Raw genomic sequence first — 26,056 nt, 5'->3', positions numbered from 1 at the left:
TCAGAAGGGGTGGTCCGATCGGGGCGCGATCGCCACGCCCTGCGGCGCGGTCCTACGGGGTACGCGCGCGTCAGGGTGAGGGGTCCCGGAGCTTTTCGAGGGCGTCGCGCAGCGACGCCGCCGCCTCCGGGGTGAGGTGGGGGTGGGAGTAGAGGTCGAGCAGGACCAGGGCGAGCAGGTGTGAGCCCTCGGGCCCGTGGAGGTCGACGCCGAGCCCCCGGGAGATGTGCTGGTGCAGCACGGGGACGGCCAGGCTCATGGCGGTGCCGACGGTGGCGCGGGCCTTCCGGCTGGCGAAGGGCGGGTCGGGGCGGGCCTTGTCGGCCTCCTCCAGCCATTCCTCGGCCATCCGCACCATCTCGTCGAACACGGCCGCGGCCCGCCCTTCGGCCAGGGCGCGGGCGAGGTAGGGCTGGTACGCGCCGAACATCCGCTGGGCGGCGGCGACCGGGTTCGCCTGCCGGGGCGTCGGGTCGGCGCGGGTCTCGTCGTTGAGCCGGCGCAGCGACTTGACGAGGAACTGCTCGCACTCCTCGCGCAGCGCCTCCTTGGAGCCGAAGTGGTGGCGTACCAGCCCTGAGGACACGCCCGCCGCCTCGGCGATCCCGCGGATGGTCGCCCGTTCGAACCCGAGCTCGCCGAACTGCCGCAGCGCGGCGTCGCGGATGCGGGCACGCGCGGTCAGGTCCTCCGGGTCCGCTTCCACCCTCGCCATGACCAAGCCTCCTACTCCGCCGTACATCTGGCTACACGGTCGGATCGTATACTACACACTTGTGTAGTCATAGAGGTGCCGAGGATCGGTGCGGCCCGGTTTCTAGCTGTCGGTGAGGCGCAGTTCGCACCAGTGGCTGAGGAAGTTGCCGAGCAGACCGCCCTGCTCGCCGTCCTTCAGCGCCCGGGCGGCACCGGTCAGCACGCCGTCCCGCTCGTTGAGGTCCAGGTTGAGCAGCGGCGAGTCGGCCCGCGCGTCCGCCGTGGGGAGCTGCACCGCGAACAGGGCGCGCAGGTCCCACTCCGGGGTGGCGGTGACCAGCTCGCCCGCCACCGGCTCGCCGCCGTCCAGCGAGACCTCCGCCTGCCCGTCCCGCAGGTGCAGCACGAACGGGACGCCGCCCTCGTACGTGTCGATACGCCCTTCCCAGACGCCCGCGGGGACCGTCATCTCGCGGGCCGGGGCGTCAGCGGGCGGCGGCAGCGATGCCCGGGTGAATCCGGGCACCAGTTCGCCCATGAGATGGACGAGCACCGATTCGCGCACGGCCGCGCCGGTGCGATTGGTGAGCACGCAGGCGGCCAGCCGCAGTTCGGGCACCACCACGAGCATCGTGGCGACGCCGCCCATGCTGCCGCTGTGGCTCACGACGGTGTGCGCGCCCTGGCGCGAGACGAACCAGCCCAGCCCGTATCCCAGCCCGGGGCCGATCGGCAGGGCGTCCAGCATGGCCGCCCGCGAGTCCCGGCCCAGCACGCCGGGCGCGTCCGCGCAGGACAGCCCGAACATCGCCAGGTCGGTGGCGGTCGCCCAGGCCAGCGTGGCGCCCCGGTGGCTGGTGTCGCAGACCGGGTAGCGGCCGCCGTCGGCGGTGTGCCGCGCCGCCTCCTGGGCGGGGCCCCGGTACTCCGGGCCGATGTGGCAGCTCCGCAGCCCCAGGGGGGTGAAGACGCGATCCCTGACGAAGCTGGCGGGGTCCTGGCCGGCGACGGACCCCAGAACGAGGTCCAGGACGCCGTACCCGAGGTTGGAGTACTCGAAGCCGGAGCCCGGCTCGCGGTACAGCGTGCCGTAGCGCTCGACGGCCTGCCGCGCCGTCACGCTCGGGGCGGGCGCGTAGGCGAAGTCGTAGTGGCTGCCGAGCCCGGCCCGGTGCTGGAGCACCTCGCGCACGGTCGGCTCGCCGTGATCCCGGGGCCGGGCGAGCCGGAGTCCGTCCAGATGCTTCTCCACCGGGTCGTCGAGGCCGAGCAGCCCTTCCTCCGCGGCCAGGCACACGGCGGTGGCCATCATCGGCTTGGTGATGGAGGCGAGCAGGTAGGCGGTGCCGGTGGTGGCGGGCCGCCCTTCCTCCAGGTCCGCCAGGCCGAACGCCTCGGCGTGGACCGGCGCGCCGTCCCGGGCGACGGCGACGGACACCGAGGCGGACGGGGTGGTCGCGAGGACGTGGGCGCAGTGGTCACCGAGCGACTCGAGCATCAGGCGAAACACCCCATCTGTTCGGTTATGTGGCCGTCAAGCGTATCAATCACCCCAAATGCCACTCCTGCCGGCAGCTACTCGGTGTTGCTAGATAGCGGTAGTCAGTGTTACTTTGTACCGGTAGTCAGCGTCACCGAGTAGTCGTCGAACGGCTTCACGAAGGAGGCAGGCGGACATGGCCGACGAGCCGAAGAGCCGCGCCCTCCAGTACCTGGAGATCGTCACCGGGTCACTGGAGGACAAGAAGCGCTACCGGCAGTACAAGGCACGCGTCAAACAGCTCCCCCCGGACCACCGCGCCGCGGTCGAGGCGCTGGAGCGCTACCTGCTGCACTTCGGGCCGGTGGACGGCGCCGGCGCGATCACGATGTACGAGGACCTCGCCGACCTGTTCGAGCAGGCCGCGGCGGACGGCACCCCGATCCGCGACATCTTCGGGCAGGACCCGGTGGAGTTCGTGGAGGCGTTCATGGCCACCTACCCGCTCGGCCAGTACAGGGCCCGCGAGCGCGCCCGCTTCACCAGCGCCGTCGAGCGCGCCGCGCAGGAGGACAGGATCCCGCGATGACGACCCAGGAAGCTCAGGCGATCCAGGTGCAGGGCCTGGAGAAGTCGTACAAGGATCTGCACGTGCTGCGCGGCGTGGACTTCACCGTGGCGCGGGGCAGCATCTTCGCCCTGCTCGGCTCCAACGGGGCGGGCAAGACCACCGCCGTGAAGATCCTGTCCACGCTGCTCAAGGCCGACGCCGGGACGGCCCGCGTCAACGGCTTCGACGTCGCCACGCAGGCGCCGGACGTCCGCGAGTCGATCAGCCTCACCGGGCAGTTCGCCGCGGTCGACGAGATCCTCACCGGGCGGGAGAACCTCGTGCTGGTCGCCCGCCTGCGCCACCTCAAGGACCCGGGCGGGATCGCCGACGACCTGCTCGCCCGGTTCTCGCTGACCGACGCCGGCGGGCGCAGGGTCGCCACCTACTCCGGCGGCATGCGCCGCCGCCTGGACATCGCGATGAGCCTGATCGGCCACCCGCCGGTCATCTTCCTCGACGAGCCGACGACCGGCCTCGACCCGCAGGCGCGGATCGAGGTGTGGCAGGCCGTCAGGGAGCTCGCCGCGGGCGGCACCACGGTGCTGCTCACCACCCAGTACCTGGACGAAGCCGAACAGCTCGCCGACCGGATCGCGATCCTGCACGAGGGCCGCATCCTGGTCAACGGCACCCTGGAGGAGCTCAAGCGGCTGCTCCCGCCCGCCAAGGCCGAGTACGTCGAGAAGCAGCCGACCCTGGAGGACGTCTTCCTCAGCCTCGTCGGCACGAAAGCCTGAAGGGGACGACCATGAGCAAGCACTTCTTCGGCGACACCGCCGTCCTGCTGGGACGCTCCCTGCGCCACATCGCGCGCAGCCCCGACACCATCATCACGACCGCGATCATGCCGATCGCGATGATGCTGATGTTCGTGTACGTGTTCGGCGGCGCGATCAGGACAGGCTCGGGCTCGTACGTGAACTACATGCTGCCCGGCATCCTGCTCATCACCGTCGCCTCGGGCATCGCCTACACCGCCTACCGGCTGTTCATGGACATGCAGGGCGGCATCTTCGAACGCTTCCAGTCGATGCCCACCGCGCGCTCGTCGGTGCTCTGGGCGCACGTGCTGACCTCGCTGGTCGCCAACCTGATCTCGCTCGCGGTCGTGATGCTGGTGGCCCTGCTGATGGGCTTCCGCTCGGGGGCGGGAGTCCTGGCGTGGCTGTCGGTGGCCGGGATCCTGGTCCTGTTCACGCTGGCGCTGACCTGGATCGCCGTCATCCCGGGCCTGTCGGCCAGGACGATGGAGGGCGCGAGCGCGTTCTCGTACCCGCTGATCTTCCTGCCGTTCCTCAGCTCGGCGTTCGTGCCCACCGACACCATGCCGGGACCGGTGCGCTGGTTCGCCGAGAACCAGCCGGTCACCTCCGTCGTCAACGCCGTCCGCGCCCTGTTCGCCGGCCAGCCGGTCGGCACCGACCTGTGGGTCGCCCTGGCCTGGTGCGCCGGCATCCTCGTCGTCGCCTACGGCTTCGCCATGAACACCTACCGCCGCAAGATCTCCTGAAGGAGCCGTCATGACCGAACACGCCCTGCCGGCGCTGCCGACCGAGCGCCGTCCCGGCTGCCCCTTCGACCCGCCCCAGGAGCTCGTCGAGGCGCGCGAGCATAGCCCGATCAGCCGCCTGCCCTTCGCCGACGGGCACCAGGGCCTGCTGGTCACCGGCTACGACCTGGCCCGCTCGATCCTGGCCGACCCGCGCTTCAGCTCCCGCAAGGAGCTCATGAAGCACCACCCGACGATCGACTACGGCGACATCGAGGTCCCGCCCGCGCCGCCCGGCGAGTTCCTGCTGATGGACGACCCACGGCATGCCCGCTACCGCAGGCCGCTGGTCGGCAAATTCACCGTCCGCCGGATGCGGCTGCTCACCGAACGGGTCCAGCAGATCACCGCCGAGCACCTGGACACCATGGAGCAGGCCGGGCCGCCCGCCGACCTGGTGACCGCCTTCGCCAAGCCCATCCCCGCGATCATGATCTGCGAGCTGCTCGGGGTCCCGTACGAGGACCGCGGCTCCTTCCAGGACGACATCGACACGTTCATGAACGGGGAGACCAGCGACGAGGACCTGATCGCGGCCTACACCGCCGTCCAGGAGTACCTCGCCGCCCTGGTGGCCGCCAAGCGCGCCGGCCCCACCGACGACGTGCTCAGCGACCTGCTCGACAGCGACCTGACCGACGAGGAACTGCGCGGGATGGCCCTGATCCTGCTGGCCGCCGGGCTCGACACCACCGCCAACATGCTCGCCCTGGGCACGTTCGCGCTGCTGGAGAACCCGGAACAGCTCGCCGCGCTGCGCGCCGACCCCGCGCTCGCCGGCCCCGCCGTGGAGGAGCTGCTGCGCTACCTCAGCGTGGCCAAGCAGTTCGTGCGGGTCGCGCTGGAGGACGTCGAGCTGGGCGGCCACCCGATCAAGGCCGGGACGACGGTCATCCTGTCCCTCGGCACCGCCAACCGCGACCCCGAGCGCTTCCCCGGCCCGCACAGGCTCGACCTGCGCCGCCAGGACGGCGGCCACCTGGCCTTCGGCCACGGCATCCACCAGTGCCTCGGCCAGCAGCTCGCCCGGGTCGAGCTGCGCGTCGCGCTCCCGGCCCTGGTCCAGCGCTTCCCCACGCTGCGCCTGGCCGTGCCCGCCGAACAGGTCGCCCTGCGCCCGGAGATCGCCGACATCTACGGGGTCAAGAGCTTGCCCGTCACCTGGGACGCCTGACCGGCGGCCGGTGACGCACGACGCCGCGGTTCCCTTTCCTCCCCTCTCTCTGGAGTGACCCATGCCCACCGTCCCTTCGGGCAGCGTGCGGGCGCCGTCCCCGGCACGAGCCCGCGCGCTCGCCCCGGACCTGGCGCGCGGCTTCATGCTGTTGCTGATCGCGCTGGCGCACGCGCCGGTCTTCATCAGCCACGCCGACCTCGGCCCGGCGGCGCTCAACACCTTCGGCCGGTTCCTCAAGGTCTTCGCCGCCGACAACCTGGCGCGCTCGATGTTCGTGTTCCTGTTCGGCTACGGGCTCGGCCAGCTCGCCGCCGGCCGGTTCGCCAAGGGCGACGACTGGCTCGCGGTCCGCAAGCTGCTGCGCCGCCGGGGGTTCTGGCTGCTGGTCATCGGCTTCCTGCACGCGACGCTGCTGGTGCCGCTCGACATCGTCTCCACCTACGGCCTGGCGCTGCTGATCATGGCGCCGATCATGCGGGCCCGTGACTCGGTCCTGCTCTGGACCTCGGCGATCTCCCTGGTGCCCATGACGGGCCTGCTGGCCTGGCAGACCGTCCGGGCGCACGCCGCCGAGGTCGCCGGCCACCCCGAGACGCTGCCGTCGATGATGAAGGACGACTTCCCCAGTCAGGTGCTCCTGCACCTGCTGGTGTGGGCGGGGAAGGCTCCGGGGGTGGTCCTGCTCGTGGTGCCCGGCATCACGATCGGCATCTGGGCCGCCAGGCGCCGGATCCTCGACGACCCCGAGCGGCACGTGGCCCTGCTCCGCCGCGTCACCTTCGTCTTCCTCGCCCTGGCCGTCGCCGGCCGGCTGCCGATGGCGCTGATCTCGGCGGGCGTCTGGAAGACGGACGCGACCTGGCTGCCCGCGATCGCGCACACGTTCACCGGCCACACCGGCGGCATCGCCCTGGCCGCCGCCGTCGCCCTGGCCGCCGTCAGGATCGGCGGCGCCCACGGCCCGGTCACGACCGCGCTGGCGGCGCTCGGCCGGCGCTCGCTGACCTTCTACCTCTTCCAGTCCGTCGTGTTCGTCGCGCTGTTCTACCCCTTCACGCTGGACCTGGCCGACGACGTGGGCACCGCCGCCGTCATCGCCATCGGCGTGGCGGTCTGGCTGGTCTCGATCGTGCTGGCCGACCGGATGCGCCGCATCGGCCACCGGGGCCCGTTCGAGATCGCCCTACGCCGGCTGTCCCGCTGATCCCCGCGGGCCGTCCTCGTCCGGCTGCCCGGCCGGGAAGAAGATCGCGCTGATCATGTGCGGGCGGCGCCCCGGCGCGGGCCCGTTCCCCGCCCGGGCTCTGAGCACCGCCAGCAGCTCACCCGCGACGTCCTCCATCTCCTCCGGGCTGAGCCACAGCGTCCCCTGCCGGTACCCCACCCGGTCCGCGGCCGGGTCGGCTCCCGGCCGGTCGAGGTAGGCGTTGAACTCGGCGAGCAGCGCCGCCACGGCCACCGCGAACCCGTGACGGTGATCGTCGTTCGACATGGCCCGGGCCGTGTCGGGACCGACGCGGAGGGCGTCGTGCCGCAGGCGGTAGTGGCGCTCGATCATCCCGCGCACCCGCTGCTCGCCGGCGACCTCCAGCAGCCCGGCGTCGGCGAGCAGGCCGACATGCCGGTACAGGGTCGTCCTGGGCACGTCGGGCAGGCTTTCGCACAGGTCGGACGTGGTCCGGACGCGTCCGCCCGACAGGGCCCACATGATGCGCAGCCGGATCGGATGCAAGATCAGCTCAAGCGTGTCCATGAATCAATACTCCCATAAATGGTACTGTTCCCAAACTTGGGAGAATTGAAAGGGTGTCGATGACCACGCACACGACCACACCACCGGCCCGCCTCAGCGACGCGGCGGTGATCCCCCTGCGCACGCTCGATCCGGCCGCCGCGCTGGACGACCTGGAATGGCTCGACGAGGCGATCGGGGACGCGCGGGTGGTGGCGATCGGCGAGAGCGCGCACTACAACCGCGAGTCCTACGAACTGCGCCACCGCCTCCTGCGCTACCTGGCCGAGCGCCACGGTTTCGGCGCCTACGCGATGGAGACCGGTTTCACCGAAGGATGGCGGGCTGACGCCTGGGTCCGCGGCGGCGGCGACCGGCTCGGCGAGGTCATGGCGGACGGTCTGACCTCGCTGATGGGCCTGTGGCGGCAGATGGGCGCCCACCTGGAGTGGATGCGCGGGCACAACGCCTCCGCCGAGCGCCCGATCGGCTTCCACGGCATCGACCTGGGCGGCCACAACGCCTCGCTGATCCCCGCCCTGGACGCCGTGCTCGCCTTCCTCGCGCACGCCGATCCCGGCTTCGAGGCCGACCCGGCCGTCCGGGAGACGGCCTCGGCCTTCGCCGCGACGTCCCCGTTCGCCGCGCCCGCGACCATGGCCGCCTACGCGCAGCTTCCGCCGGAGACCCGGAACGCGCTGACGGCGGGCCTCGCCGGCCTCGCCTCGCGCATGCGGGGCCGGCGGCTGGAGTACGTCAGGCGCACCACCCCCGAGGCGTACGAGCGAGCGCTGCGCTCCCTGCGCCACGCGCTCACCCTGGACTCCGTCATCCGCGGCATGACCGGCGGTGACCAGCGGAGCGTGCTCTACAACCGCGACGCCGAGATCGCCGGCACCGTCGAGGAGATTTTGCGCAGGCACGACCGGATCGTCCTGGCCGCCCACAACGCCCACGTCCAGCGCGGGCCCGCCGTGCTGCCGGGCATGGACCCCGTGACCCCGCTGGGCCTGCACCTGGCGGACCGGCTGGGCGAGGACTACCTGGTCATCGGCGTCACGTCGGGCACCGGCCACGTGCTCAACGCCGACGCCGCCGCGTTCATGGCAGGCGCCCTGTTCTCGCCGATGCCCGCCCCGGAGCCCGGCAGCCTCGACGCCCTCATGCACGCCAGCCACGACAGCCCCTTCGCGGCCGACCTTCGGCGGCTGCCGCCCGCCGACGCCGGCGCCGTCCGGGCCGCGGCCACGCAGCGCGCCGGTCTCGGCGCCTTCTACGCGCCGGTGAACGCGCTGGAGGCGTACGACATCGTCGTCCACCTGCCCCACGTCACCGGCGCCGACCCGGACGAGGCCGCGCTGGCCTGCTCACCCCCGGAGGTGCGGGAGGTGTTCTCCCGCTACGCCTCCGGCAGGGCGGCCCCGCGTCACACGTGAAGCTCCGCGGCGAAGCCGAGGACGGCGGCGGCCCTGGTCAGGTCCAGCGGGACCGTGCGTCCGGGCAGCCGGCGGCGGAGCTCGGCCGTGGGGTGGAACCTGCGGAGCAGCTCCTCCGTGGGGTGGGAGACCAGGGTTTGCGGCGCGGCCACGGTGATGACGTGGAAGCCGTCCGGGCCGAGGCCGGCCAGGCACGCCCGCGCCGCGTCGCGGGTCTCCAGGTAGGCCCACAGGCCGGGCGCGTGCAGGCCGGGGTCCAGCTCGCACCTTCGCGCGAAGTCGAGCAGGCGCTCGTCGAAGCCGCCGACGTACGGCAGGCGCAGGACGACCACCGACATGCCGAAACGCCGCGCCATCGTCCGGGCGGTCAGCTCGTCGACCTGTTTCGACAGCGCGTAAGGGTCCTCGGACTGTGACGGCTGCTCCTCGTCCACCGGGACGTACGGCGGGTGGAGGGTGCGCGCGGCGAACGGCAGTCCCGAGATCGCCGTGCTGCCCGCCGTGCACACCCGCCGGATCCCGGCCCGGCCCGCCTGTTCCAGCACGGTGCAGGTGGCCTGCGTGTTGGTGGCGAACACCACCTCGGCCGGATGCCGCTCGGGAGTGGGGATCGCCGCGAGGTGGACGACGGCGTCGGCGCCGTCGAGCGCGCGGCGCACGGCGTGGGGATCCGTCGCGCTGCCCTCGACGACCCGGTCGGCCTTCAGGTCGCCCGGATCGTCCAGCACGAGGGCACTGGCCGCGATCCCCCGCCGGTCGAGCAGGTCGAGCACGGCCCGGCCGATGCGGCCCGCGGCGCCGGTGACCAGGACACGTCGCATGCCTCTACTCATACACGCGCACCGCCACGACATGGGCGTACGGCGTCCCGTTGGCGGAGTCGACCACGATCCGCAGCGCGTCGGCGGTGACCGCGCCGAGGTCGTGGACGTTGCGGCGCCGGCGGTTGCCGCGCACCTCGGCCACCGTCCGCCAGCGGCCGTCCCGCCGCGCCTCCAGCCGGTAGTCGCGGATCAGCGTCGGCATGACCTCGAACGGCGTGCGGTGGTGGTGCAGGTTGATCAGGTCCTCGTTCACGTCGTCGTCGGCCAGCAGGTCGACGCGGCCGATCGGCACCGGCGCGGGCCAGGACAGTTCGAGGGTGGCGGGCAGCTCGCCCGACACCCACATGTGCGGTCCGGCGTGCGGGCGCTGGAATCCGTCGAGCGCCCGGGACGGTGTGAACGCGGCGGTCGGGCCGGCGCGGAAGCAGAAGGTGCGGCGCAGCAGTCCGGCGTCGGTCCACTCGCGCAGGAGCTGCGGCGCCTCGTCCTGGGGGCGCAGCGGGATCCGGGTGAAGCAGAGCACGCCCGGCGTCGGCCGGTCGGCGACGTGCAGGCAGACGTCGGGGTTCGCGCGGACCAGCAGGAACGCGTTCTGCGCCGGATCCGGCCGGAAGGACGGCTCCACCCGGACCCACTGGTTCTTCCCGGGCTCCACCGCGACGCGATGCGTGGAGATCAGGCGCCGCGGCACGTAGTTCTGGCCCAGCACCGGGTCGTAGAGGTCCACGACCAGCTCGGTCGCGGCGGCCGCGTCCAGCAGGAGCTCGACCGCGTCCAGCGCCGGGTCCACCGGCAGGACCAGCCCGGCGTCGGCCGCCAGCGGCCACGCCTCGGCCGGCGTCTCCACCTCCAGCAGGGACAGCGTGCTCGACGCGGTCGCGGCGGCCGTACGGGCGAGATCGGCGGGGTCCTCGTACGGCACGCCGATGATCGAGCCGTCCTCCCGCAGGAGCGTCGTCCGCAGGTCGCGGGCGTCCAGCTCCCTCGGCGCGACCCCCTCCGCCACGCACAGGGCGGCCGCGGTGCCGGCCGCCTGGCCGATCGTGGCGCAGGTGGCCATGACCCTGGTCGAGCCGAACGCCACGTGTGACGCCGAGATGTTGCGCCCGGCCATGAGCAGGTTCGGCACGTCGCGCGAGTACAGGCAGCGGTAGGGGATGTGGTAGATCCCGTCGGCGTAGCGCTGCCTGGCGCCGTCCTCCTTCGCGTACATGCCCTGCGGCGGGTGCAGGTCGATCGACCACCCGCCGAAGGCGACCCGGTCGTCGAACGGCGTCTGGCCCAGCACGTCGTGCTGCGTGAGCACGTGGTCGCCGAGGAAGCGGCGGTACTCCCGCTTGCCCGGCAGCGCCCCCACCCACTCCAGGGTCATGGTCTCCGCGTCGAACCTGCCCGAATTCTTGATGTGGTCCCAGATGCCGTAGATGACCGACCACAGCTCGTCGCGGATGCGGTCGTTGTCGTGCACGGTGTCCAGCTCGCCGCCGAACTCGATCCACCAGTAGGCGCAGCCGTTGTCGCCCGCCCTGATGATGCGCCGCTCGGGGATCGACGTCGTGGTGATGTCCTTGGCGAAGCTCGGCGGGACGTAGCGGACCGGCTCGCCCGCGTCCTTGGTGTAGAACAGCAGCGTGCTGCCGAGCGTGATGTCGTCCGGCTCCTCGGGCGCCCACGGCTCGCCGTACTCCGCGCGGCCCTCGCGGCCGATCCGGTGGCTCGCGCCGGCCAGGTGGCCGACCAGCCCGTCACCGGTGCAGTCGAGGAACATCGGCGAGGCGAAGGTGATCAGCCGTTCGGAGCCCATCATCCAGCCGGTCACCGAGCGGATCCGGCCCTCCCCGCACGCCACCTCGCGCACGTCGGTGTTGAGGAACAGCGCGATGTTCGGCTCCTGCCGGACGAGGTCGAGCACGGTCGTGTCCCAGAAGTACGGATTGCCGTGCGGGTTGCGGTACTGGTTCTCCAGGAACAGCTCGCCCATGATGCCGCCCTCGCGGGCGTGGTGGTTCCTGCCGTGCCCGGTCGCGCCGACCACCCAGACCCGCACCTCGCTGCTGGAGTTGCCGCCGAGGACGGGCCGGTTGGTGACCAGGGCGACCGTGCGGCCCAGCCGGGCCGCGGCGACGGCGGCGCTGACACCGGCCAGGCCGCCGCCGACCACGGTCACGTCGTGCGAAAGGGTTTCCGATCTCATAGCTCCAGCCCGTAGTAGAGACGCGGGGCGCCGTCCAGCGTGAGCTGGGCGCGGCGGCCCCTGGCGGTGATCGTGCGCTCCTGCCCGATGCAGTCGATCTCCCGGACCGTCCGGCCCGAGGTCTTCAGCGACACGCGGGTCTTGGTCGGCCAGTGGTCGACCCAGGCTTCCGGGTGCGGGTACCACTGGCCGTCGCCGTGGTCGCGGTTCAGGATGTAGCCGTCCTTGCGGCTCCACAGGATCGCCAGCCTGCCCCGCGGCGTGTCGAACAGCAGGCCCTTCAGGTCGGAGTCGGCGAAGGTGAGCCAGCGTTCGAAGGTCGCGCCCTCCAGGTGGCGGGTCGCCGTGGCGAACGCGAGCAGCGCCGGCTTGGTGCTGGTGTCGCGGTTCAGCAGCCCGAAGTGGTATTCGGGGTTGCCGGAGTCGGCTTCCTGCGGGTGGTGGATGGTGCTGTCGTGGGGCTGGTACCAGTTGACGCCGTCCACGCCCTCCGACAGGCAGAGCGCGAGCTGCAGCAGCGTGTTCTCGGCGGCCTGCCGGTGGGTGTCGTTCCACCAGTGGTTGGGCCGGGTGCAGGCGTACACCTCGGTCAGCCACAGCTCCTTGCCGCCGCCGTACTCGTCGAGGGTCTGCCTGGCCTTGCGCAGCGCGCCGAGGAAGTTCCAGTAGGAGCCGTTGGAGCCCTGCTCCCACTCCTCCGGCGGCGGCGCGTAGTCGGCGGTGAAGTTGCCCCGGCCCGGGTGGAAGGCGAAGGCGTCGATCAGGTCCCAGCCGCCGGCCGCGTGGAAGTTGGTCGTCCAGCGGTGGTCCATGCCGCCCAGCCCGCAGTTCATCAGCTTGATGCCGGAGTCCTTGAGCCGGTCGTGGATGGGCTTCAGGCCGTCGCGTACGTACTCCGCCGCCTTCTGCCCGGACATCCAGGGCTGGTTCAGCTCGTTGGCCACCTCGAAGTAGGCGGCGCCCGACTGCCTGGCGATCGCCGCCCGGTCGTCGGCCCAGGCGGCGATCTGCTGCGCCGTGCCGTTGAAGATGACGCCGCCGAGCTGGACGTTGTGCTTGATGCCGAGCGCGTCGAGCTCGGCGGGCGGGATGCCGGGCGCGCCGTCGTAGGCGATGCGCACCCACGTGACGCCGAGCTTGCGCATCAGCCGGCCGACCTGCTGCTTGCCGGGGACGAGGAGCCAGGTGTAGTTCGCGATGCCGAACTTGCCGTCGGCGCGGTAGGCGTACGGCTTGAGCGTGGCCAGGTTCGTCCGCGCGAACGCCTCCTCGCTCCCGGAGGTGGCTCTGACCTCGGTGAACACGATGCCCTGCGCGGGGCCGCGCACGGTGAACGTCTCCTGCCACGCGCCGCCGGGTTCGACGGTCCTGCTGAGCGTGCCGGTGCCGAGGACGGCGCCGCCGAAGTCGCGGGCCCACCAGGTGAGGGTGACCGGCTTGGCGGCCGGGCCGCCGTTGACCACCTGGGCGTTGACTGCCAGGGCCGCGAAGGGCTCGTAGAGGCCGAAGGGCTGCTCGCTCCACACGTCCACGCCGAGCGGGGCCGCGGTCGCCACGGCGTTGGCGGCGCCGGGCCGCATGTCGCCGAGCACCAGCTCCACCCGGGTCGTCCCGTCGGCGTCGGCCGGCGCGTGGATCCAGGTGGCGTTGGTGAACGACGGCCGGGAGGCCGCCAGCCGGAAGTAGGCGCTGGTGCCGTCCCACCTCTCCTGATAGAGCGAGCCCGCGTTGATCTCGTACGGGACGCCGCCGCGCGGGTCCTTCGTCCAGACCGTGGCGGGCACGTACCGCTCCGGGGCGGTGTTGCCGATGAGGGCGCGGGAGAACATGTAGCCGCCGGGGGTCAGCGTGGTGCTGCCGGTCACCTCCCAGCGCAGGCTCGCCCGGCGGGCGGCGACGGTGAACGTGCCGCGCACGGTCACCGCCGAGGCGCCGGCCGACATCCTGTAGGCGACCTGGAGCGCGGGGCGGCCGTCCACGGTGGTCAGGCTGGGCGTGCCGCCGAACGTGCGCTGCTGGCCGAGCACGCTGTCCTTGATCATGAAGTGGCCGATCCTGAGGCGATCGGTCCCGGAGCCGTCGCGGACCAGGATCGAGCCGTCGGCCTCGGCGACGAGCGTGATGCCGTCGGCCGTGATCGAGAGGCTGCCGGCATCGGCATCGGCGTGGGCGGGGGTGATGGTGAGCGCGGAGGCCGCGCCGGTGATCGCGGCGGCCTGGATGAGGGTGCGGCGGGAGACTTCAGGCATGGGGGGACTGCCTTTCGTGATCGGCGTTGCGGGTCAGCCTTTGACGCCGGTGAAGCCGAGTCCGGCGACGACGTACTTCTGGAACACGAGGAAGAGCAGGACCGGCGGGGCCAGGGCCATCGCCATGCTGGCGATGAGGATGTCCTGCGGCGCCTGGTCGGCCAGCGTGGCCAGGGCGACGCTGATGGGCTGCTTGGCCGGGTCAGTGATGGCCACCAGCGGCCAGATGAAGTCCTTCCAGCTGTGCATGATCGCGATCAGGCTGATGACGGCCAGGATCGGCCGGCTCATCGGCAGCACGATCCTGGTCAGGAGCTGCCAGGAGTTGGCGCCGTCGACCCTGGCCGCGGCGAACAGCTCGGGCGGCAGCGCGTCGAAGAACCGCTTGGCCAGCAGGACGTTGAAGGCGCTGGCTCCGGCGGGCAGCCAGATCGCCCAGTAGGAGTCGACCAGGCCCAGGTCGATGATGGTCAGGAAAAGGCTGGTCATGGAGACCGTGTAGGGGACGAACATGGTGGCGAGGATCGCGCCGTAGATCACCGTGCCGAGCCGGGGTCTCAGCACCGACAGGGCGTAGCCGGCGGTGACCGCGACGACGAGCTGCACGGCCCAGGAGCCGCCGACGACCTGGAGGGTGTTGAGCAGGTAGTGGCCGATGCCCAGGTCGTTCCACGCGGTGCCGAAGTTCTCCGGCCGGGGGTCGCCGGGCCACAGCTGGAGCGGTTCGGCGATCAGGTCGGTGGCCGGCGAGACCGCGCCCTTGACGGTCATGTAGAGCGGGCCGATGCCGATCACCGCCAGGACGGCCAGGGTGAGCCACTGGACCGTGCGCACCGCGGCCCTGACGGCCGGGCGGCGCTCCTCGACGTGGGAGATCAGGCTCATGCGGAACTCCAGCTGCGGGTGGCCCGCAGGTAGATCGTGGACAGCAGGCCGAGGAAGATCGCCAGGAGGAAGGCGAGCGCGGCGGCCTGGCCGTAGTCGCCGTCGCGGAAGGCGTACCTGAAGATCAGCAGGAGGACCGTCAGCGTGCTGTTCTCCGGGCCGCCGTCGGTGAACACGTACGGTTCGGTGAACACCTGGGTGGTGCTGACCAGTTGCAGGAGCAGCAGCAGGCCGATGGTGGGGCGGAGCTGGGGCAGGGTGATGTGCCACAGCCTGCGCGCGATCGACGCGCCGTCCATCTGCGCCGCCTCGTAGAGCTCGGCGGGGATGGTGACCAGCGCGGCCAGGTAGATGAGGACCGTGCTGCCCATCCAGGCCCAGGTGGACTGGATGACCAGGCTGAGCATGGCGGTCCTGGGCGACTCCAGCCAGGGGAAGGGGCCCAGGCCGGCCAGGCCCAGCAGCTCGTTGAACAGGCCGTGGCCGGGGTCGTAGAACCACTTCCACAGCAGGATCGCCACCACCGGCGGGATCACCACCGGGAGGTAGACGAGGAAGCGGTAGATCCCCGCGCCCTTGCGCACCGTCGACATGACGGTGGCCAGGATCAGCGGCGCGGGGAACCCGATCAGCAGGCCGAGCCCGACGAACAGCAGGGTGTTGGCGATCGCCGTGGACAGCAGCGGGTCCCGCAGGAGCGCGGTGAAGTTGTCCAGTCCCACCCAGGTGGCGGGGTCGACCAGGTTCGTCTCCTGGAAGGAGATCAGCAGTCCCCTGATCATCGGCCAGTAGGAGAACACCCCGAAGGCGACGAAGGCCGGGATGAGGAAGAGGAACGCCATGACGGGGTTCCCCCGCCTCCTGGCGAGTGGCGCCACGATCACTGCCGGCTCGCGGCGAGCTTGGTGTTGACGTCGGTCTCCGCCTGGGCCAGGAGGGCGCTGACGTCGGCGTCCTTGTCGGTCAGGACGGCCTGCACCACGCTGTCGAGCACGGCGTAGACGGCCTGGGCCTGCACCGGGGGCTCGGCGCGGAGTTCGAGCTCGGGCGTGCCCTCGACCCACGGCCGGAAGTGCTCGAGCTTGACGTTCACGTACGGCTTGACGGCCTCGTCGATCTTGGCCTGCTGGGCCTCGTCGAACATCGGCAGCGTCGGCACGCCCACGGCGGCGTTCGGGTCGGCCGCCAGCGCCTTGGCCCGCTCGGCGGCGGCGCCGGTGTCGTACTGCGGCTGGGCGTAGGCGAACAGCAGCCACTTCACGGCCGCGGCCGTCTTCTCCGCGGAGGCCGATCTGGGCACCATGTAGACGTCGCCGCCGGTCATCGTGGCGTTCCCGCCCGCCTGGGGCATCGGGCCGACGCCGAACGCGTCGGTGTCCTTCATGCCGTAGGTCATCTTGGCCAGCCGGTAGGTGCCGGGCGTGCCCAGGTACATGCCGATCTCGCCGGCGGCGAACCGTTTGATCACGTCGTTCTGGTCGATGAGCTGGTTGTCGCCCATGGAGTCGTCGCTCCAGCGCATCTCCTTGAGCAGGGTCAGGGCCTGGCGTGCCGGCTCGGCGTTGAAGGCCGCCACCCACGAGCCGCCGTCCTGCTTCTCCATGTCGCCGCCGAAGGCGTAGGTGAGCTTCGTGAGCTGCCAGCCGCCCTGGTTGTTCTTGGACTCGTGCACGAACCCGGCCTTGCCGGTCTTCTCGGCGATCCGCCTGGCGTGGTCGCGGACCTCGTCCCAGGTCGCCGGCGGCCGGTCGGGGTCCAGGCCGGCCTTCTCGAACAGGTCGCGGTTGTAGACGAGCCCCATCGCGAACGGCGACTGGGGCACGCCGTACACCTGGCCGGCGGTGTCGCTCAGCGGCCGCAGCACCTGCGGGTTGAACTCCTTGTAGTGCGGCCACCTGGCCAGCTCCGCGGTGAGCGGCTTGACCTGCTTGCGGGCGATGAGCCCCTGCGGCTCGGTGAGCGGCACCTTGATCACGTCCTCGACCTTGCCGCCGGCCAGCTTGGCGGAGAACGTCAGCGGGTCGTAGTCGGCCGAGGAGCCTTCGACGGCGATGCCGGGGTTCTGCTTCTCGAAGTCGGCGGCCATCTTCTCGAACGCGGCCAGGCCCGGCTTGTCGGTCGCCGGCGGCATGCCCTGGACCCTGAGGGTGATGGTGCCGGACTCCTGACCGGAACCGGAGGACGAGCCGCACGCGGCGAGGGCCGTGGCCAGGGCGGCGACGCCGAGGGCGGCGGTGGTCTTCTTCATCTGAACTCCCGCATTCAGGTCATAGCAGGATGAATGGTGTTAAAGATGGCATGACGGGATAGCGGTACGGCATGCCGCACCGCGAAAGGGACCTTTCGGTCAGCTGTGCACGGGCCCGGTCGAGGATCTGGGGATGAGCCGGGAGCCGATCTCCACCACGCGCCCGCCGCCCCGCTCGGCGATGGTGTCGAGCAGCAGGTCGGTGGCCTGGGTGGCGAGCTCCTCGGCCGAGATGCGGATGGTGGTCAGCGACGGGGTGGAGGTCTCGGCCAGCAGCGTGTCGTCTATGCCGATCACGCTGACGTCGCCCGGCACGCTGACGCCGAGCTTGGCGAGCTGGTGCAGCACGCCGAGCGCGACCAGGTCGTTGTGGGCGAGCACCGCGGTGGCACCGGAGGAGGTGACCAGGGTGGCGGCGTGCACGCCGGTCTCGAAGCGCGGCTCGTACGGGCCGAACTCGACGAGGGACAGGCCGTGCGCCTCGAACGCCTCCTTTATCGACTTGCCCCGGCTGAGCTCGGCCCGCGAGCCGTTGACGAAGACGCAGCGGGAGTGGCCGTAGGCCTTCAGGTGCTCGGCCGCCTGGGAGATGCCGGCGGTCAGCGAGATGTGGACCTCCGGGATGCCGGGCACGTGCCGGTTCACCAGCACCACCGGCATGGTCGCGGCCAGCTCGGCGAGCCGGTCCTCGGCCAGGGTGGAGGCCCACAGGATCATGCCGTCCACCCGCTTGGAGACCGCGGCGATGGTCTCCAGCTCGTCGGACTCCCGCTCGTCGGTGTCGGCGGCGAGCACGGTGTAGCCGAGCCTCCTGGCGCGGGCCTGCATCGCCTTCATGATCGGCGGGAAGAACGGGTTGGCGATGTCGGGGATGATCAGTCCGAGCGACTCGGTCTTCCCGCCGCGCAGCGAGCGGGCCGCCGGGTTGGGCGTGTAGCCCAGTTGCGCGGCGGCGTCCCTGATGCGCCGCAGGGTCTGCGGCTGCACCTGGTCGGGCGCGGTGAACGCGCGGGAGACGGTCGAGACCGACACCCCCGCCGCCTGCGCCACCTGCCGGATCGTCACTGCCACGCCGCCCTCCTCGTCATCGGTACGGAGGATGCTCGCAAACGTTCCCGGGAACCGTCAAGAGTGTTCTTCACCTTTCTGACCGGCATGAATCCGCCCCTGGTCAATCCAGTCGGGATGTTGCATGATTTGTTGCGAAAATCCCGGTAACGTTCTCATTGGAGTTCGCCTGTGAAGATCACTGGTTGGGAAGTGCTCACCCTGCCCGAGCACGGCGACAGCATGATGCTCGTCGTCATCGACACCGACGAGGGCGTGCACGGCATCGGCGAGGTGGGCATCCGATCACGGCAGAAGGCGGTCGCCGGGGCGATCGACCACCTGGGCGACCTGCTGCTCGGCGAGGACCCCGCCAGGATCGAGCACCTGTGGCAGGTGATGTTCCGCCGCGGCTTCTTCCCGGCCGACCGGATCCTGTCCTCCGCCATCGCCGCGATCGACGTCGCACTGTGGGACATCCGGGGCAAGACGCTGGGCGTGCCGGTCTACGAGCTGTTCGGCGGGCGGGTGCGCGACCACGTCCCCGCCTACGCGCACCTGGGGGACGACTACCACGACCTCGACGCGTTCCTGGACCGGGCCAGGGCACTCATCGCGGACGGCTGGCGGCACCTGCGCTTCGCCGTGCCCCACGACCGCGACGGCACGCTCGACCAGCGCGCCTCGATGCGCTGGGGCATCGAGCTGTTCCACGCCGTACGCCAGGCCGTCGGCGACGACGTGGAGCTGATCCTCGACGTGCACACGCGGCTCGACCTGCCCGAGGCCGTGACGCTGTGCCGCGAGATCGAGCCGGCCAGGCCGTACTTCGTGGAGGACCCGCTGCGCTGCGAGAGTCTCGAGGTGTACCGGTCGCTGCGATCGCGTACGGCGGTGCCGCTGGCGGCGGGCGAGCAGCTCGGGTCCAAATGGGAGTTCCAGCGCCTCGTCGAGCAGGACCTGGTCGACTACGCCCGGGTGGACGTCGCCGTGGCGGCCGGGCTCACCGAGGCCAGGAAGATCGCCGCGATGTGCGAGACGCACTACGTCAAGCTGGCCACCCACAACCCGCTCGGCCCGGTCACCGCCGCCTCCTCGCTGCACCTGAACCTGGCCTCGCCGTACGTCGGCGTGCAGGAGCACCAGGCGCTGCCCGAGCTGGCCGACGTCTTCACCGCCCGGCCCGTGGTGCGCGGCGGCCGTTTCGCCGTCCCCGACCTGCCCGGCCTGGGCGTCGACATCGATCGCGCCCGGGCCCGCGCCTACCAGGCCACGGCCGCCGAACGCCCCCACCTGCGCACCCCCGACGGCGCGTTCACCAACTGGTGATCGCGCCTCTACCCGGCCCTGCGGGCGCGGACGAGCACGAAGGTCGCGAGCCCGGCAGCCAGGAGGACCAGCGCCAGAACGGCGAGACCCTGCCGGCCGAGCACGTAGGCGACGAGGGTGGCGACGCTCCAGAGCGTCACCCCGGCGACGCCGAGCGCCAGCGCCGCGATCCCGACGACCACGGGCGAGGGTGACGGGCTTCTGCGTGTCATGCCTCCATCATCCCCGGGCGGGAGCGGGGACGGGGACGGGGGGCGGGGCGGGGGCGGGGACGGCAAAGAGACGGGAAGGAACGGGGCCGGGCGGGCTACGGCCCGAGCGGGGCGGGGTAGGCCCTCACAGGCCGGGCCGCCACCGAGGAGCGGGGGCGCGTGCCCGCTCAACGGGGAGTGCCTGTGAGAGTCGTCGTCGACCTGACGCGCTGCCAGGGATACGGGCAGTGCGCCTTCCTCGCGCCGGACGTCTTCAGCATGCGCGAAGAGGCGCTCCTGTACGACCTCGACCCCGTCGACGAGCAGCGCGGGCACGTGCTGCGGGCGGCGGCCGCCTGCCCGGTGCAGGCCATCCATCTCGACTGGACCGAGACGTACGCCGCCCAGGGACGGTCCCGGCCGTCCGGCCGGAAGATGACCGACGGCCGCATCGTCATCGTCGGCGCGTCGCTGGCCGGGGCCAGGGCCGCGGGGGTGCTCAGGCGGGAGGGGTTCGCCGGTTCGCTCACGGTGATCGGCGACGAGCGGCAGGAGCCGTACGACCGGCCGCCCCTGTCCAAGCAGGTGCTCACCGGCCAGGTCGCGCCCGGCCACACGATGCTGCCCCACCTGCGCGAGGTCGACGCCGAATGGCTGTGGGGCACCCCGGCGACCGGGCTCGACGTGGCCGGCAAGCAGGTGCGGCTGGCCGACGGCCGCGAGATCGGCTTCGACCGGGTGCTGCTGGCCACGGGCACCCGGGCCCGGCCCTGGCCGGACGAGGCGGAGGCCGCGCTGGAGGGCGTCCACACGCTGCGCACCACGGCCGACGCCGAGCGGCTGCGCGCCGCGCTGGCCGCCCGGCCCAGCCGGGTGCTCGTGCTCGGCGCCGGGTTCACCGGCAGCGAGATCGCCTCCGTCTGCCGCGAGCTGGACCTGCCGGTGACGGTCGTCGAACGCGGCCCCGCCCCGCTGGTCAACGCGCTCGGCGGCGTGATCGGCGACGTGGCGGCCGCGTTGCAGCGCGAGCACGGCGTGGACCTGCGGTGCGGCACGACGGTGACGGCGCTGGAAGGCGACGGGCAGGGCCGGTTGCGCGGGGCCCGCCTGTCCGACGGCAGCACCGTCGAGGCGGACGTGGCCGTCGTCGCGCTCGGCTCGATCCGCAACGTCGAGTGGCTGCGCGACTCCGGCCTGGCCGCCGGGGTGTGGGGCGTGGCCTGCGACGCGGGCTGCCGCGCCGTGGACACCAACGGCCTGGTCACCGACGACGTGTTCGTCGCCGGCGACATCGCCCGCTTCCCGCACCCGCTCTACGACTACCAGTTCATGACGCTGGAGCACTGGGGCAACGCGGTCGCCCAGGCCGAGATCGCCGCCCACAACATGGTCAGCGACCAGGCGCACCGGTGGCCGCACCTGTCGGTGCCGGTGTTCTGGTCCACCCAGTTCGGCGTCAACATCAAGTCGGTCGGCGTGCCGACGTTCGCCGACGAGGTCGTCATCACGCAGGGCTCTGTCGCCGAGCGCCGCTTCGCCGCCGTCTACGGCTACCGGGGCCGCGTCACCGCGGCGGTGACGTTCGACCAGGGGCTGTGGCTGGAGTTCTACCAGCGGCTGATCGAGTCGGCCGCGCCGTTCCCGCCGGAGTTCCGCCACGTCGACCAGGACGGCGACGGCGGGCCGGTGCCCGCGCGGGTGCCCGAACGGCTGGTCGCCACGGCGGGGGCCACCGTGGTGGTGACCGGCCACGACCCGGCCGAGCGCCGCGCCTCGCTGCTGCACGCGCCGCAGAGCTGATCGCCCCGGCAGGAGAAGACATGACCACGACCTCGTCCAGCGCCTTCGAGCGGATCCTCGACCCCTCGGGCCGCGCCGACCCCTATCCGCTGTTCGGCGAGCTGCGCCGCACTCCGGTCGCGCGCCAGCCCGACGGCACGTACGTCGTCAGCACGTACCGCGAGATCGTCGCGCTGCTGCACGACCCGAGGGTCAGCTCCGACCGCCGCAACCTCGGCGGCCCGGACGCGGACCCGGGCGCGAGCGGGAAGGAGGACGGCGCGATCTCGTTCATCGGGCTGGACCCGCCCGCGCACGACCGGCTGCGGCGGCTGGCCATGCGTCACTTCGGGCCGCCGCACTCCCCCGGCGTCGTGGACGGGCTGCGGCCGGCGATGCTGGCCATCACCACGGAGCTGATCGACGGCATCGCCGGCAAGCGGCGGGCCGACCTGGTGGACGAGGTCGCCTACCCGCTGCCCGTGGCGGTGATCTGCCGGCTGCTGGGCGTCCCGCAGGAGGACGAGCCGCAGTTCCACGCCTGGGCCGACCAGATCGTGGAAACGCTCGGACCGGGCGAGGAGGACCGCGCCGAGCGCGAGCGCGAACGCCTGGCCGTGGCGCGGGACCTGGAGCGCTATCTCGGCGGGCTGGCCGAGGAGCGCCGCCGGCAGCCGGGCGACGACATGCTGTCCGGGTTCGTCACGTACCGGGGGCCCGAGGGCGGCATGTCGCCCGAGGAGGTCGTCTCCACCGCCGTGCTGCTGCTCATCGCGGGCCACGAGACCACGATCAACCTCATCGCCAACGGCATGCTCACCTTCCTGCGCGATCCCGGCCTGCTCGACCGCCTGCGCGCCGATCCGGGCCTCATCGTCCCCGCCGTGGAGGAGCTCCTGCGGTACGAGCCGCCGGTGCAGCTGGTGTCCTCGCGGATCGCCCTGGACGACATCGTGATCGCCGGCACGACGATTCCCGCCGGATCGCCGATCGTGCTCGCCCTGGCGGCGGGCAGCCGCGACCCCGGCCACGTGGCCGACCCGGACCGCTTCGACCCGTGCCGTGCCCGCAACGAGCACCTGGGCTTCGGCGGCGGCGTCCACTACTGCTTCGGCGCGCCGCTGGCCAGGCTGGAGGCGCAGATCGTGCTGGCCGAGCTCGTCCGCAGGCTGCGCGGGCCGCACCTGGTCGCCGACCCGCCGCCGTACCGCCCGAGCGCCGTGCTGCGCGGGCCGCGCCACCTGCTGGTCGACTACGAGGGCGTCGCTCCCGCCTGAACCGTTTTGGATTTCAGAGTCCATTACGTGTTAGGGTGTGCGTCATGGGCAGGCCACGGATGTTCGACGAGGTCAAGGTGCTCGACGCCGCGGCGGACGAGTTCCGGGTGCGCGGGTTCGCCGGCACGTCGACCGAGCAGGTGTGCGAGGCGGCGGGCGTGCGGCGCAGCAGCCTCTACAACACCTTCGTCTCCAAGGACGAGCTCTACGTCCGCGCGCTGGAGCGCTACGTCGAGGTGACGGGCGCGCGGCAGGCCGCGATCCTCACCGACCAGGGCGTGCGCGGCGCCGAGCGGCTGCGCAGGCTCGTCGACGTGGTGGTCGCCGAGGAGCATGACGCCGCCGCCAGGGGCCACGCGGCCGGGTGCATGGTCGTGCACGGCTTCATGGACCCCGGCCTGCGCGAGCGGGACGAGCGCGTCGCCCGCCTCCTCGACCGCGACCTGCGCGAGCGGCGCGCCCTGGTGGGCGAGGCGATCCGCGCCGGGCAGCTCGACGGCAGCATCTCCCCCGGCGTCGACCCCGACGACGGCGCACTGCTGGTCAGCACCGTCATCTCCGGCCTGCGGGTCACCGCGCAGGCCGGTACGGACCCCGAGACCCTGCGGCGGATCGCGCTGGCCGGGCTGCACGCCCTCCTGGGCTGACCCCCCGCCTCGGCCCTCGGGGCGCTTCCGCATGCCCTCATTTTGGATTCTCAATCACAGAAAGCTGATGACATGACCCGAACGGTTCCCCTGGTCGTCTACGTCCTGGCCGCCGGCATCTTCGCGATGGTGACCAGCGAGTTCGCCGTCGCCGGCCTCATGCCCCAGCTCGCCGAGGGACTCGGCACCGGCATCGAGCGGATCGGCTACCTGGTGACGATCTTCGCCGTGGCGATGGCGGTCGGCGGTCCGGTTCTGACGATGGCGCTGCTGCGCGTCCCGCCGAAGACCGCGCTGCTAGTCATCATCGCCGTCTTCCTCGCCGGCAACGTCCTGGCCGCGCTCGCGGCCTCGTACCCGGTCATGGTGGTCGCGCGGGTCGTCAGCGGGGTGGCCTCGCAGGCGTTCTTCGGCATCGCCGTGTCGATGTGCGCCCGCGTGGTCGACGAGCGGATGCGCGGCCGGGCGGTCGGCGTGGCGATGAGCGGGCTCATGCTCGGCACGCTGCTCGGGCTGCCGCTGGCGACGTTCGTCGGCGGGCGGCTCGGCTGGCAGGCGGCCTTCTGGACCATCTCGGCGCTCACCGTGATCGCCGCGATCCTCACCGTCGCCTACGTCCGCGACCCCGCGCGGCCCGACGCCGCGGCGGCTCCATCGGCGTCGCTGCGCGACGAGCTCGCCGTGCTGCGCCGGCCCCAGTTCCTGCTGGCGATCGTCTCCAGCACGCTGATCATCGGCGCGACCTTCTCCGCCTTCAGCTTCTTCACCCCCGTCCTGACCCGGGTCACCGGCTTCGGCGAGGGCACCGTCCCGCTGCTCCTGCTCGCCTACGGCGCCGCCACGCTCATCGGCAACGCGGTCGTCGGCCGGCTGGCCGACCGGCGCACCGTCGCCACGCTGCTGACCGGCACCGCGCTCAACGCGGTCTCCCTGGCGGGGCTGGCGCTCTTCACCGACGTCCCGGCCGCGGCGGTGGCGTTCATGCTCGGCATCGGCCTGACCGGCGTGACCATGAACCCCGCGATGGCCGTGCGCGTGCAGCGAGCCGGCAGCACCGCGCCGCTGGTCAACACCGTGCACGCATCGTTCATCACGCTCGGGGTCGTCCTCGGCTCCGCGATCGGCTCGGCGCTCATCCCGGGCCACGGGCTCCGCGCCCCGATCGTGCTGGGCGTCGTGCTGGCCGTCCTGGCGATCCTCACGATCCTGCCCGCGCTCGCCAGCCGCCACCTGCGCACCGGCGACCGCGACGAGGCCGCCGAACCGGCCCTCTCCCCCGTGTGACGGCCGGGCCGGGGGAGGAAGCCGGTACGTCATGGGCGGCCGTCCGGGCTGACGGGCTACGGCGTGCGGGAGGGCAGGGCGACGGCGGCGAAGAGGCCGAGCGCGGTGCCGGCGGCCGCGACGTACACCGCGGCCGGCATCCCCCACGCGGCGGAGATCGCGACCAGGACCGCCAGGCCGGTGGCTATGCCCACCTGGAAGGCGGTCGACGCCATCCCGCTCGCCGTGCCCTGCTCGTGATCGGCCACCCCCGTGCCGGTGGCGGCGAACATGGCGGGGAAGACGATGCCCATCCCCAGCCCGTAGACGACCACGCCGGGAAGCAGCGCGACGAAGCCGGCCTGGGCGCCCATCGAGGCGGCGAGCAGGACGTTCCCGGCCACCCCGGCGAGCAGTCCGACGATCAGCGTCGTACGGGTGCCGAAGCGGTGCATGAGCCGCTCGGAGCAGAAGTCTCCGGCGGCGATGACCAGCGACATCACCAGGAACGCCAGCCCGGCCTGGAGCGCGGTGTAGGCGAGCACGTCCTGGAAGTACAGCGTGAGGAAGAACATGACGGTGTTCATGGCCGCCCCGAACGGGACGATCACGAGGATGCCCGCGCTGAGGTTGCGGTTGGCCAGCAGGCGCAGCGGCATCAGCGGCGAACGGCTGCGCGCCTCGATCGCCACGAACCCGGCCAGCGACAGCACGGCGAGCACCCCCGCCACGGCCACCGTCGTGGTGAGCCCGGCCTCACCGGCCTGGGCGATGGCGAACACCAGCAGCGTGGCCCCGGCCGTCCCGGTGATCGCCCCGGGGATGTCGAACGCGCCGCGCGCCTGCGGACGGTCGGCGTCGAGCAGCGTGAACGCGCCGATCAGCGCCGCGCCCACCAGCGGGAGGTTCACCCAGAACACGGCCTGCCAGCCGAAGGCGTGGGTGAGCAGCCCGCCCAGCAGCGCGCCCAGGCTGAGCCCGCCCGCCCCGGCCAGCGCCCACCACATCAGCGCCCGGTTGCGCTGCCTGCCCTCGGCGAACACCGTGTTCACCAGCGACAGCGTGGCGGGGAACACGAGCGCCGCGCCGATCCCCTGCAACACCCGGGCGACGATCAGCGGCGCCGGGGAGGAGGCCAGGCCGCCGAGGACCGAGGCCGCGCCGAACAGGATCAATCCGGCGTTCAGCGTCCTGCGCCGCCCCAGCAGGTCGGCCAGCCGCCCGCCCAGCAGCAGGAACCCGCCGTAGAAGACGGCATAGGCGCTGACCACCCACTGCAGGCCGTGCGCGGTGAAGCCCGCGTCCTGCCCGATGTGCGGGAGCGCGACATAGATGATGGTGAAGTCCAGCGACGTGATCAGATTGGCGAACGCCAGGAGGGCGAGGGTCAGCCCGGCCAACCGGCCCGGCCTGCTTTGCGTGACAGTCATGATCCCGACC

General features: G+C 72.1%; 23 protein-coding genes. 11 read left to right on the top strand and 12 right to left on the bottom strand.

Features of this window, described 5'->3' with window-relative positions; all coding sequences use genetic code 11:
* Positions 1-70 precede the first annotated feature (70 nt).
* A complete protein-coding gene (locus AB0J53_RS27805) occupies positions 71-715 on the bottom strand; it encodes a helix-turn-helix domain-containing protein (protein WP_357589314.1) in 645 nt (214 codons plus the stop codon).
* Between the two features lie 102 nt (positions 716-817).
* Positions 818-2,194, bottom strand: coding sequence for a serine hydrolase domain-containing protein (locus tag AB0J53_RS27800; protein ID WP_364177582.1), 1,377 nt, complete (start codon positions 2,192-2,194; stop codon positions 818-820).
* A gap of 178 nt (positions 2,195-2,372) precedes the next feature.
* Here AB0J53_RS27800 and AB0J53_RS27795 point away from each other — a divergent pair, with 178 nt between their 5' ends.
* The 5 genes from AB0J53_RS27795 (at position 2,373) to AB0J53_RS27775 (ending at position 6,719) form a co-directional block, all read left to right on the top strand.
* Positions 2,373-2,765, top strand: a complete 393-nt coding sequence (locus tag AB0J53_RS27795) for a DUF1048 domain-containing protein (RefSeq protein WP_364177579.1) — start codon at positions 2,373-2,375, stop codon at positions 2,763-2,765.
* On the top strand, positions 2,762-3,526 hold the full coding sequence (locus AB0J53_RS27790; RefSeq protein ID WP_364177576.1) for an ATP-binding cassette domain-containing protein: 765 nt from the start codon (positions 2,762-2,764) through the stop codon (positions 3,524-3,526). Before AB0J53_RS27795 ends, AB0J53_RS27790 begins: the two co-directional genes overlap by 4 nt.
* Positions 3,527-3,537: 11 nt before the next feature.
* Entirely contained in the window at positions 3,538-4,299 is a 762-nt protein-coding gene (locus tag AB0J53_RS27785) for an ABC transporter permease (protein ID WP_219509318.1), read from the top strand.
* A 10-nt stretch (positions 4,300-4,309) separates the two neighbouring features.
* Positions 4,310-5,512: a cytochrome P450 gene (locus AB0J53_RS27780; protein ID WP_364177571.1), complete on the top strand. Its 1,203-nt coding sequence runs from the start codon at positions 4,310-4,312 to the stop codon at positions 5,510-5,512.
* A 61-nt stretch (positions 5,513-5,573) separates the two neighbouring features.
* On the top strand, positions 5,574-6,719 hold the full coding sequence (locus tag AB0J53_RS27775; protein ID WP_364177568.1) for a DUF418 domain-containing protein: 1,146 nt from the start codon (positions 5,574-5,576) through the stop codon (positions 6,717-6,719).
* Here AB0J53_RS27775 and AB0J53_RS27770 read toward each other — a convergent pair.
* Positions 6,699-7,268 (bottom strand): helix-turn-helix domain-containing protein, encoded by a 570-nt coding sequence (locus AB0J53_RS27770; RefSeq protein ID WP_364177565.1) that lies wholly within the window; start codon positions 7,266-7,268, stop codon positions 6,699-6,701. The two genes, AB0J53_RS27775 and AB0J53_RS27770, sit on opposite strands and share 21 nt — an antisense overlap.
* A gap of 59 nt (positions 7,269-7,327) precedes the next feature.
* On the opposite strand from AB0J53_RS27770, the gene AB0J53_RS27765 reads away from it, so the two are divergent.
* The gene (locus AB0J53_RS27765; RefSeq protein ID WP_364177562.1) at positions 7,328-8,683 is read left to right on the top strand and encodes an erythromycin esterase family protein; all 1,356 of its coding nucleotides are present in this window, start codon (positions 7,328-7,330) and stop codon (positions 8,681-8,683) included.
* On the opposite strand, the gene AB0J53_RS27760 is transcribed toward AB0J53_RS27765, so the two are convergent.
* The 7 genes from AB0J53_RS27760 to AB0J53_RS27730 all read right to left on the bottom strand — a co-directional run bounded on the left by AB0J53_RS27760 (position 8,674) and on the right by AB0J53_RS27730 (position 18,154).
* Complete coding sequence (locus tag AB0J53_RS27760) at positions 8,674-9,504, bottom strand: NAD(P)-dependent oxidoreductase (RefSeq protein WP_219509113.1); 831 nt, start codon at positions 9,502-9,504, stop codon at positions 8,674-8,676. The two genes, AB0J53_RS27765 and AB0J53_RS27760, sit on opposite strands and share 10 nt — an antisense overlap.
* 4 nt (positions 9,505-9,508) lie before the next feature.
* Positions 9,509-11,701, bottom strand: coding sequence for an FAD-dependent oxidoreductase (locus AB0J53_RS27755; RefSeq protein ID WP_364177558.1), 2,193 nt, complete (start codon positions 11,699-11,701; stop codon positions 9,509-9,511).
* Positions 11,698-13,950, bottom strand: a complete 2,253-nt coding sequence (locus AB0J53_RS27750; RefSeq protein ID WP_364177556.1) for a hypothetical protein — start codon at positions 13,948-13,950, stop codon at positions 11,698-11,700. The genes AB0J53_RS27755 and AB0J53_RS27750 overlap by 4 nt, the downstream gene beginning before the upstream one ends.
* A gap of 33 nt (positions 13,951-13,983) precedes the next feature.
* Complete coding sequence (locus AB0J53_RS27745) at positions 13,984-14,835, bottom strand: carbohydrate ABC transporter permease (protein WP_219509107.1); 852 nt, start codon at positions 14,833-14,835, stop codon at positions 13,984-13,986.
* Positions 14,832-15,677, bottom strand: a complete 846-nt coding sequence (locus AB0J53_RS27740) for a sugar ABC transporter permease (RefSeq protein ID WP_364177552.1) — start codon at positions 15,675-15,677, stop codon at positions 14,832-14,834. Before AB0J53_RS27740 ends, AB0J53_RS27745 begins: the two co-directional genes overlap by 4 nt.
* Positions 15,678-15,715: 38 nt before the next feature.
* Entirely contained in the window at positions 15,716-17,083 is a 1,368-nt protein-coding gene (locus tag AB0J53_RS27735) for an extracellular solute-binding protein (protein WP_364177549.1), read from the bottom strand.
* Between the two features lie 99 nt (positions 17,084-17,182).
* Entirely contained in the window at positions 17,183-18,154 is a 972-nt protein-coding gene (locus AB0J53_RS27730; protein WP_364177546.1) for a LacI family DNA-binding transcriptional regulator, read from the bottom strand.
* Positions 18,155-18,322: 168 nt separating this feature from the next.
* Here AB0J53_RS27730 and AB0J53_RS27725 point away from each other — a divergent pair, with 168 nt between their 5' ends.
* The gene (locus AB0J53_RS27725; protein ID WP_364177543.1) at positions 18,323-19,459 is read left to right on the top strand and encodes a mandelate racemase/muconate lactonizing enzyme family protein; all 1,137 of its coding nucleotides are present in this window, start codon (positions 18,323-18,325) and stop codon (positions 19,457-19,459) included.
* A gap of 8 nt (positions 19,460-19,467) precedes the next feature.
* On the opposite strand, the gene AB0J53_RS27720 is transcribed toward AB0J53_RS27725, so the two are convergent.
* Positions 19,468-19,671 (bottom strand): hypothetical protein, encoded by a 204-nt coding sequence (locus AB0J53_RS27720; protein WP_364177540.1) that lies wholly within the window; start codon positions 19,669-19,671, stop codon positions 19,468-19,470.
* Between the two features lie 183 nt (positions 19,672-19,854).
* Between AB0J53_RS27720 and AB0J53_RS27715 the strand changes: the two genes are divergently transcribed.
* The 4 genes from AB0J53_RS27715 (at position 19,855) to AB0J53_RS27700 (ending at position 24,637) form a co-directional block, all read left to right on the top strand.
* Positions 19,855-21,450: an FAD-dependent oxidoreductase gene (locus AB0J53_RS27715; RefSeq protein ID WP_364177537.1), complete on the top strand. Its 1,596-nt coding sequence runs from the start codon at positions 19,855-19,857 to the stop codon at positions 21,448-21,450.
* A gap of 20 nt (positions 21,451-21,470) precedes the next feature.
* Positions 21,471-22,706: a cytochrome P450 gene (locus AB0J53_RS27710; protein WP_364177534.1), complete on the top strand. Its 1,236-nt coding sequence runs from the start codon at positions 21,471-21,473 to the stop codon at positions 22,704-22,706.
* Between the two features lie 44 nt (positions 22,707-22,750).
* Complete coding sequence (locus tag AB0J53_RS27705; RefSeq protein ID WP_364177531.1) at positions 22,751-23,353, top strand: TetR/AcrR family transcriptional regulator; 603 nt, start codon at positions 22,751-22,753, stop codon at positions 23,351-23,353.
* Positions 23,354-23,425: 72 nt separating this feature from the next.
* Complete coding sequence (locus tag AB0J53_RS27700; protein WP_364177528.1) at positions 23,426-24,637, top strand: MFS transporter; 1,212 nt, start codon at positions 23,426-23,428, stop codon at positions 24,635-24,637.
* Between the two features lie 56 nt (positions 24,638-24,693).
* Here AB0J53_RS27700 and AB0J53_RS27695 read toward each other — a convergent pair whose 3' ends face one another.
* Complete coding sequence (locus AB0J53_RS27695; protein WP_364177525.1) at positions 24,694-26,046, bottom strand: MFS transporter; 1,353 nt, start codon at positions 26,044-26,046, stop codon at positions 24,694-24,696.
* Positions 26,047-26,056: the final 10 nt, after the last annotated feature.

This window comes from Nonomuraea sp. NPDC049725, assembly GCF_040674795.1.
GTDB lineage: Bacteria > Actinomycetota > Actinomycetes > Streptosporangiales > Streptosporangiaceae > Nonomuraea > Nonomuraea ceibae.
The sequence above is the reverse complement of the archived record's forward strand: the minus strand, read 5'-3'. Positions and strand labels throughout refer to the sequence as shown.

Coding starts and splice junctions, on each gene's coding strand:
- AB0J53_RS27780 (WP_364177571.1), top strand. CDS start 4,310: ATGACCGAACACGCCCTGCCGGCGCTGCCGACCGAGCGCCGTCCCGGC.
- AB0J53_RS27705 (WP_364177531.1), top strand. CDS start 22,751: ATGGGCAGGCCACGGATGTTCGACGAGGTCAAGGTGCTCGACGCCGCG.
- AB0J53_RS27775 (WP_364177568.1), top strand. CDS start 5,574: ATGCCCACCGTCCCTTCGGGCAGCGTGCGGGCGCCGTCCCCGGCACGA.
- AB0J53_RS27720 (WP_364177540.1), bottom strand. CDS start 19,671: ATGACACGCAGAAGCCCGTCACCCTCGCCCGTGGTCGTCGGGATCGCG.
- AB0J53_RS27795 (WP_364177579.1), top strand. CDS start 2,373: ATGGCCGACGAGCCGAAGAGCCGCGCCCTCCAGTACCTGGAGATCGTC.
- AB0J53_RS27760 (WP_219509113.1), bottom strand. CDS start 9,504: ATGCGACGTGTCCTGGTCACCGGCGCCGCGGGCCGCATCGGCCGGGCC.
- AB0J53_RS27765 (WP_364177562.1), top strand. CDS start 7,328: ATGACCACGCACACGACCACACCACCGGCCCGCCTCAGCGACGCGGCG.
- AB0J53_RS27770 (WP_364177565.1), bottom strand. CDS start 7,268: ATGGACACGCTTGAGCTGATCTTGCATCCGATCCGGCTGCGCATCATG.
- AB0J53_RS27800 (WP_364177582.1), bottom strand. CDS start 2,194: ATGCTCGAGTCGCTCGGTGACCACTGCGCCCACGTCCTCGCGACCACC.
- AB0J53_RS27735 (WP_364177549.1), bottom strand. CDS start 17,083: ATGAAGAAGACCACCGCCGCCCTCGGCGTCGCCGCCCTGGCCACGGCC.
- AB0J53_RS27790 (WP_364177576.1), top strand. CDS start 2,762: ATGACGACCCAGGAAGCTCAGGCGATCCAGGTGCAGGGCCTGGAGAAG.
- AB0J53_RS27805 (WP_357589314.1), bottom strand. CDS start 715: ATGGCGAGGGTGGAAGCGGACCCGGAGGACCTGACCGCGCGTGCCCGC.
- AB0J53_RS27695 (WP_364177525.1), bottom strand. CDS start 26,046: ATGACTGTCACGCAAAGCAGGCCGGGCCGGTTGGCCGGGCTGACCCTC.
- AB0J53_RS27755 (WP_364177558.1), bottom strand. CDS start 11,701: ATGAGATCGGAAACCCTTTCGCACGACGTGACCGTGGTCGGCGGCGGC.
- AB0J53_RS27710 (WP_364177534.1), top strand. CDS start 21,471: ATGACCACGACCTCGTCCAGCGCCTTCGAGCGGATCCTCGACCCCTCG.
- AB0J53_RS27700 (WP_364177528.1), top strand. CDS start 23,426: ATGACCCGAACGGTTCCCCTGGTCGTCTACGTCCTGGCCGCCGGCATC.
- AB0J53_RS27740 (WP_364177552.1), bottom strand. CDS start 15,677: ATGGCGTTCCTCTTCCTCATCCCGGCCTTCGTCGCCTTCGGGGTGTTC.
- AB0J53_RS27785 (WP_219509318.1), top strand. CDS start 3,538: ATGAGCAAGCACTTCTTCGGCGACACCGCCGTCCTGCTGGGACGCTCC.
- AB0J53_RS27745 (WP_219509107.1), bottom strand. CDS start 14,835: ATGAGCCTGATCTCCCACGTCGAGGAGCGCCGCCCGGCCGTCAGGGCC.
- AB0J53_RS27750 (WP_364177556.1), bottom strand. CDS start 13,950: ATGCCTGAAGTCTCCCGCCGCACCCTCATCCAGGCCGCCGCGATCACC.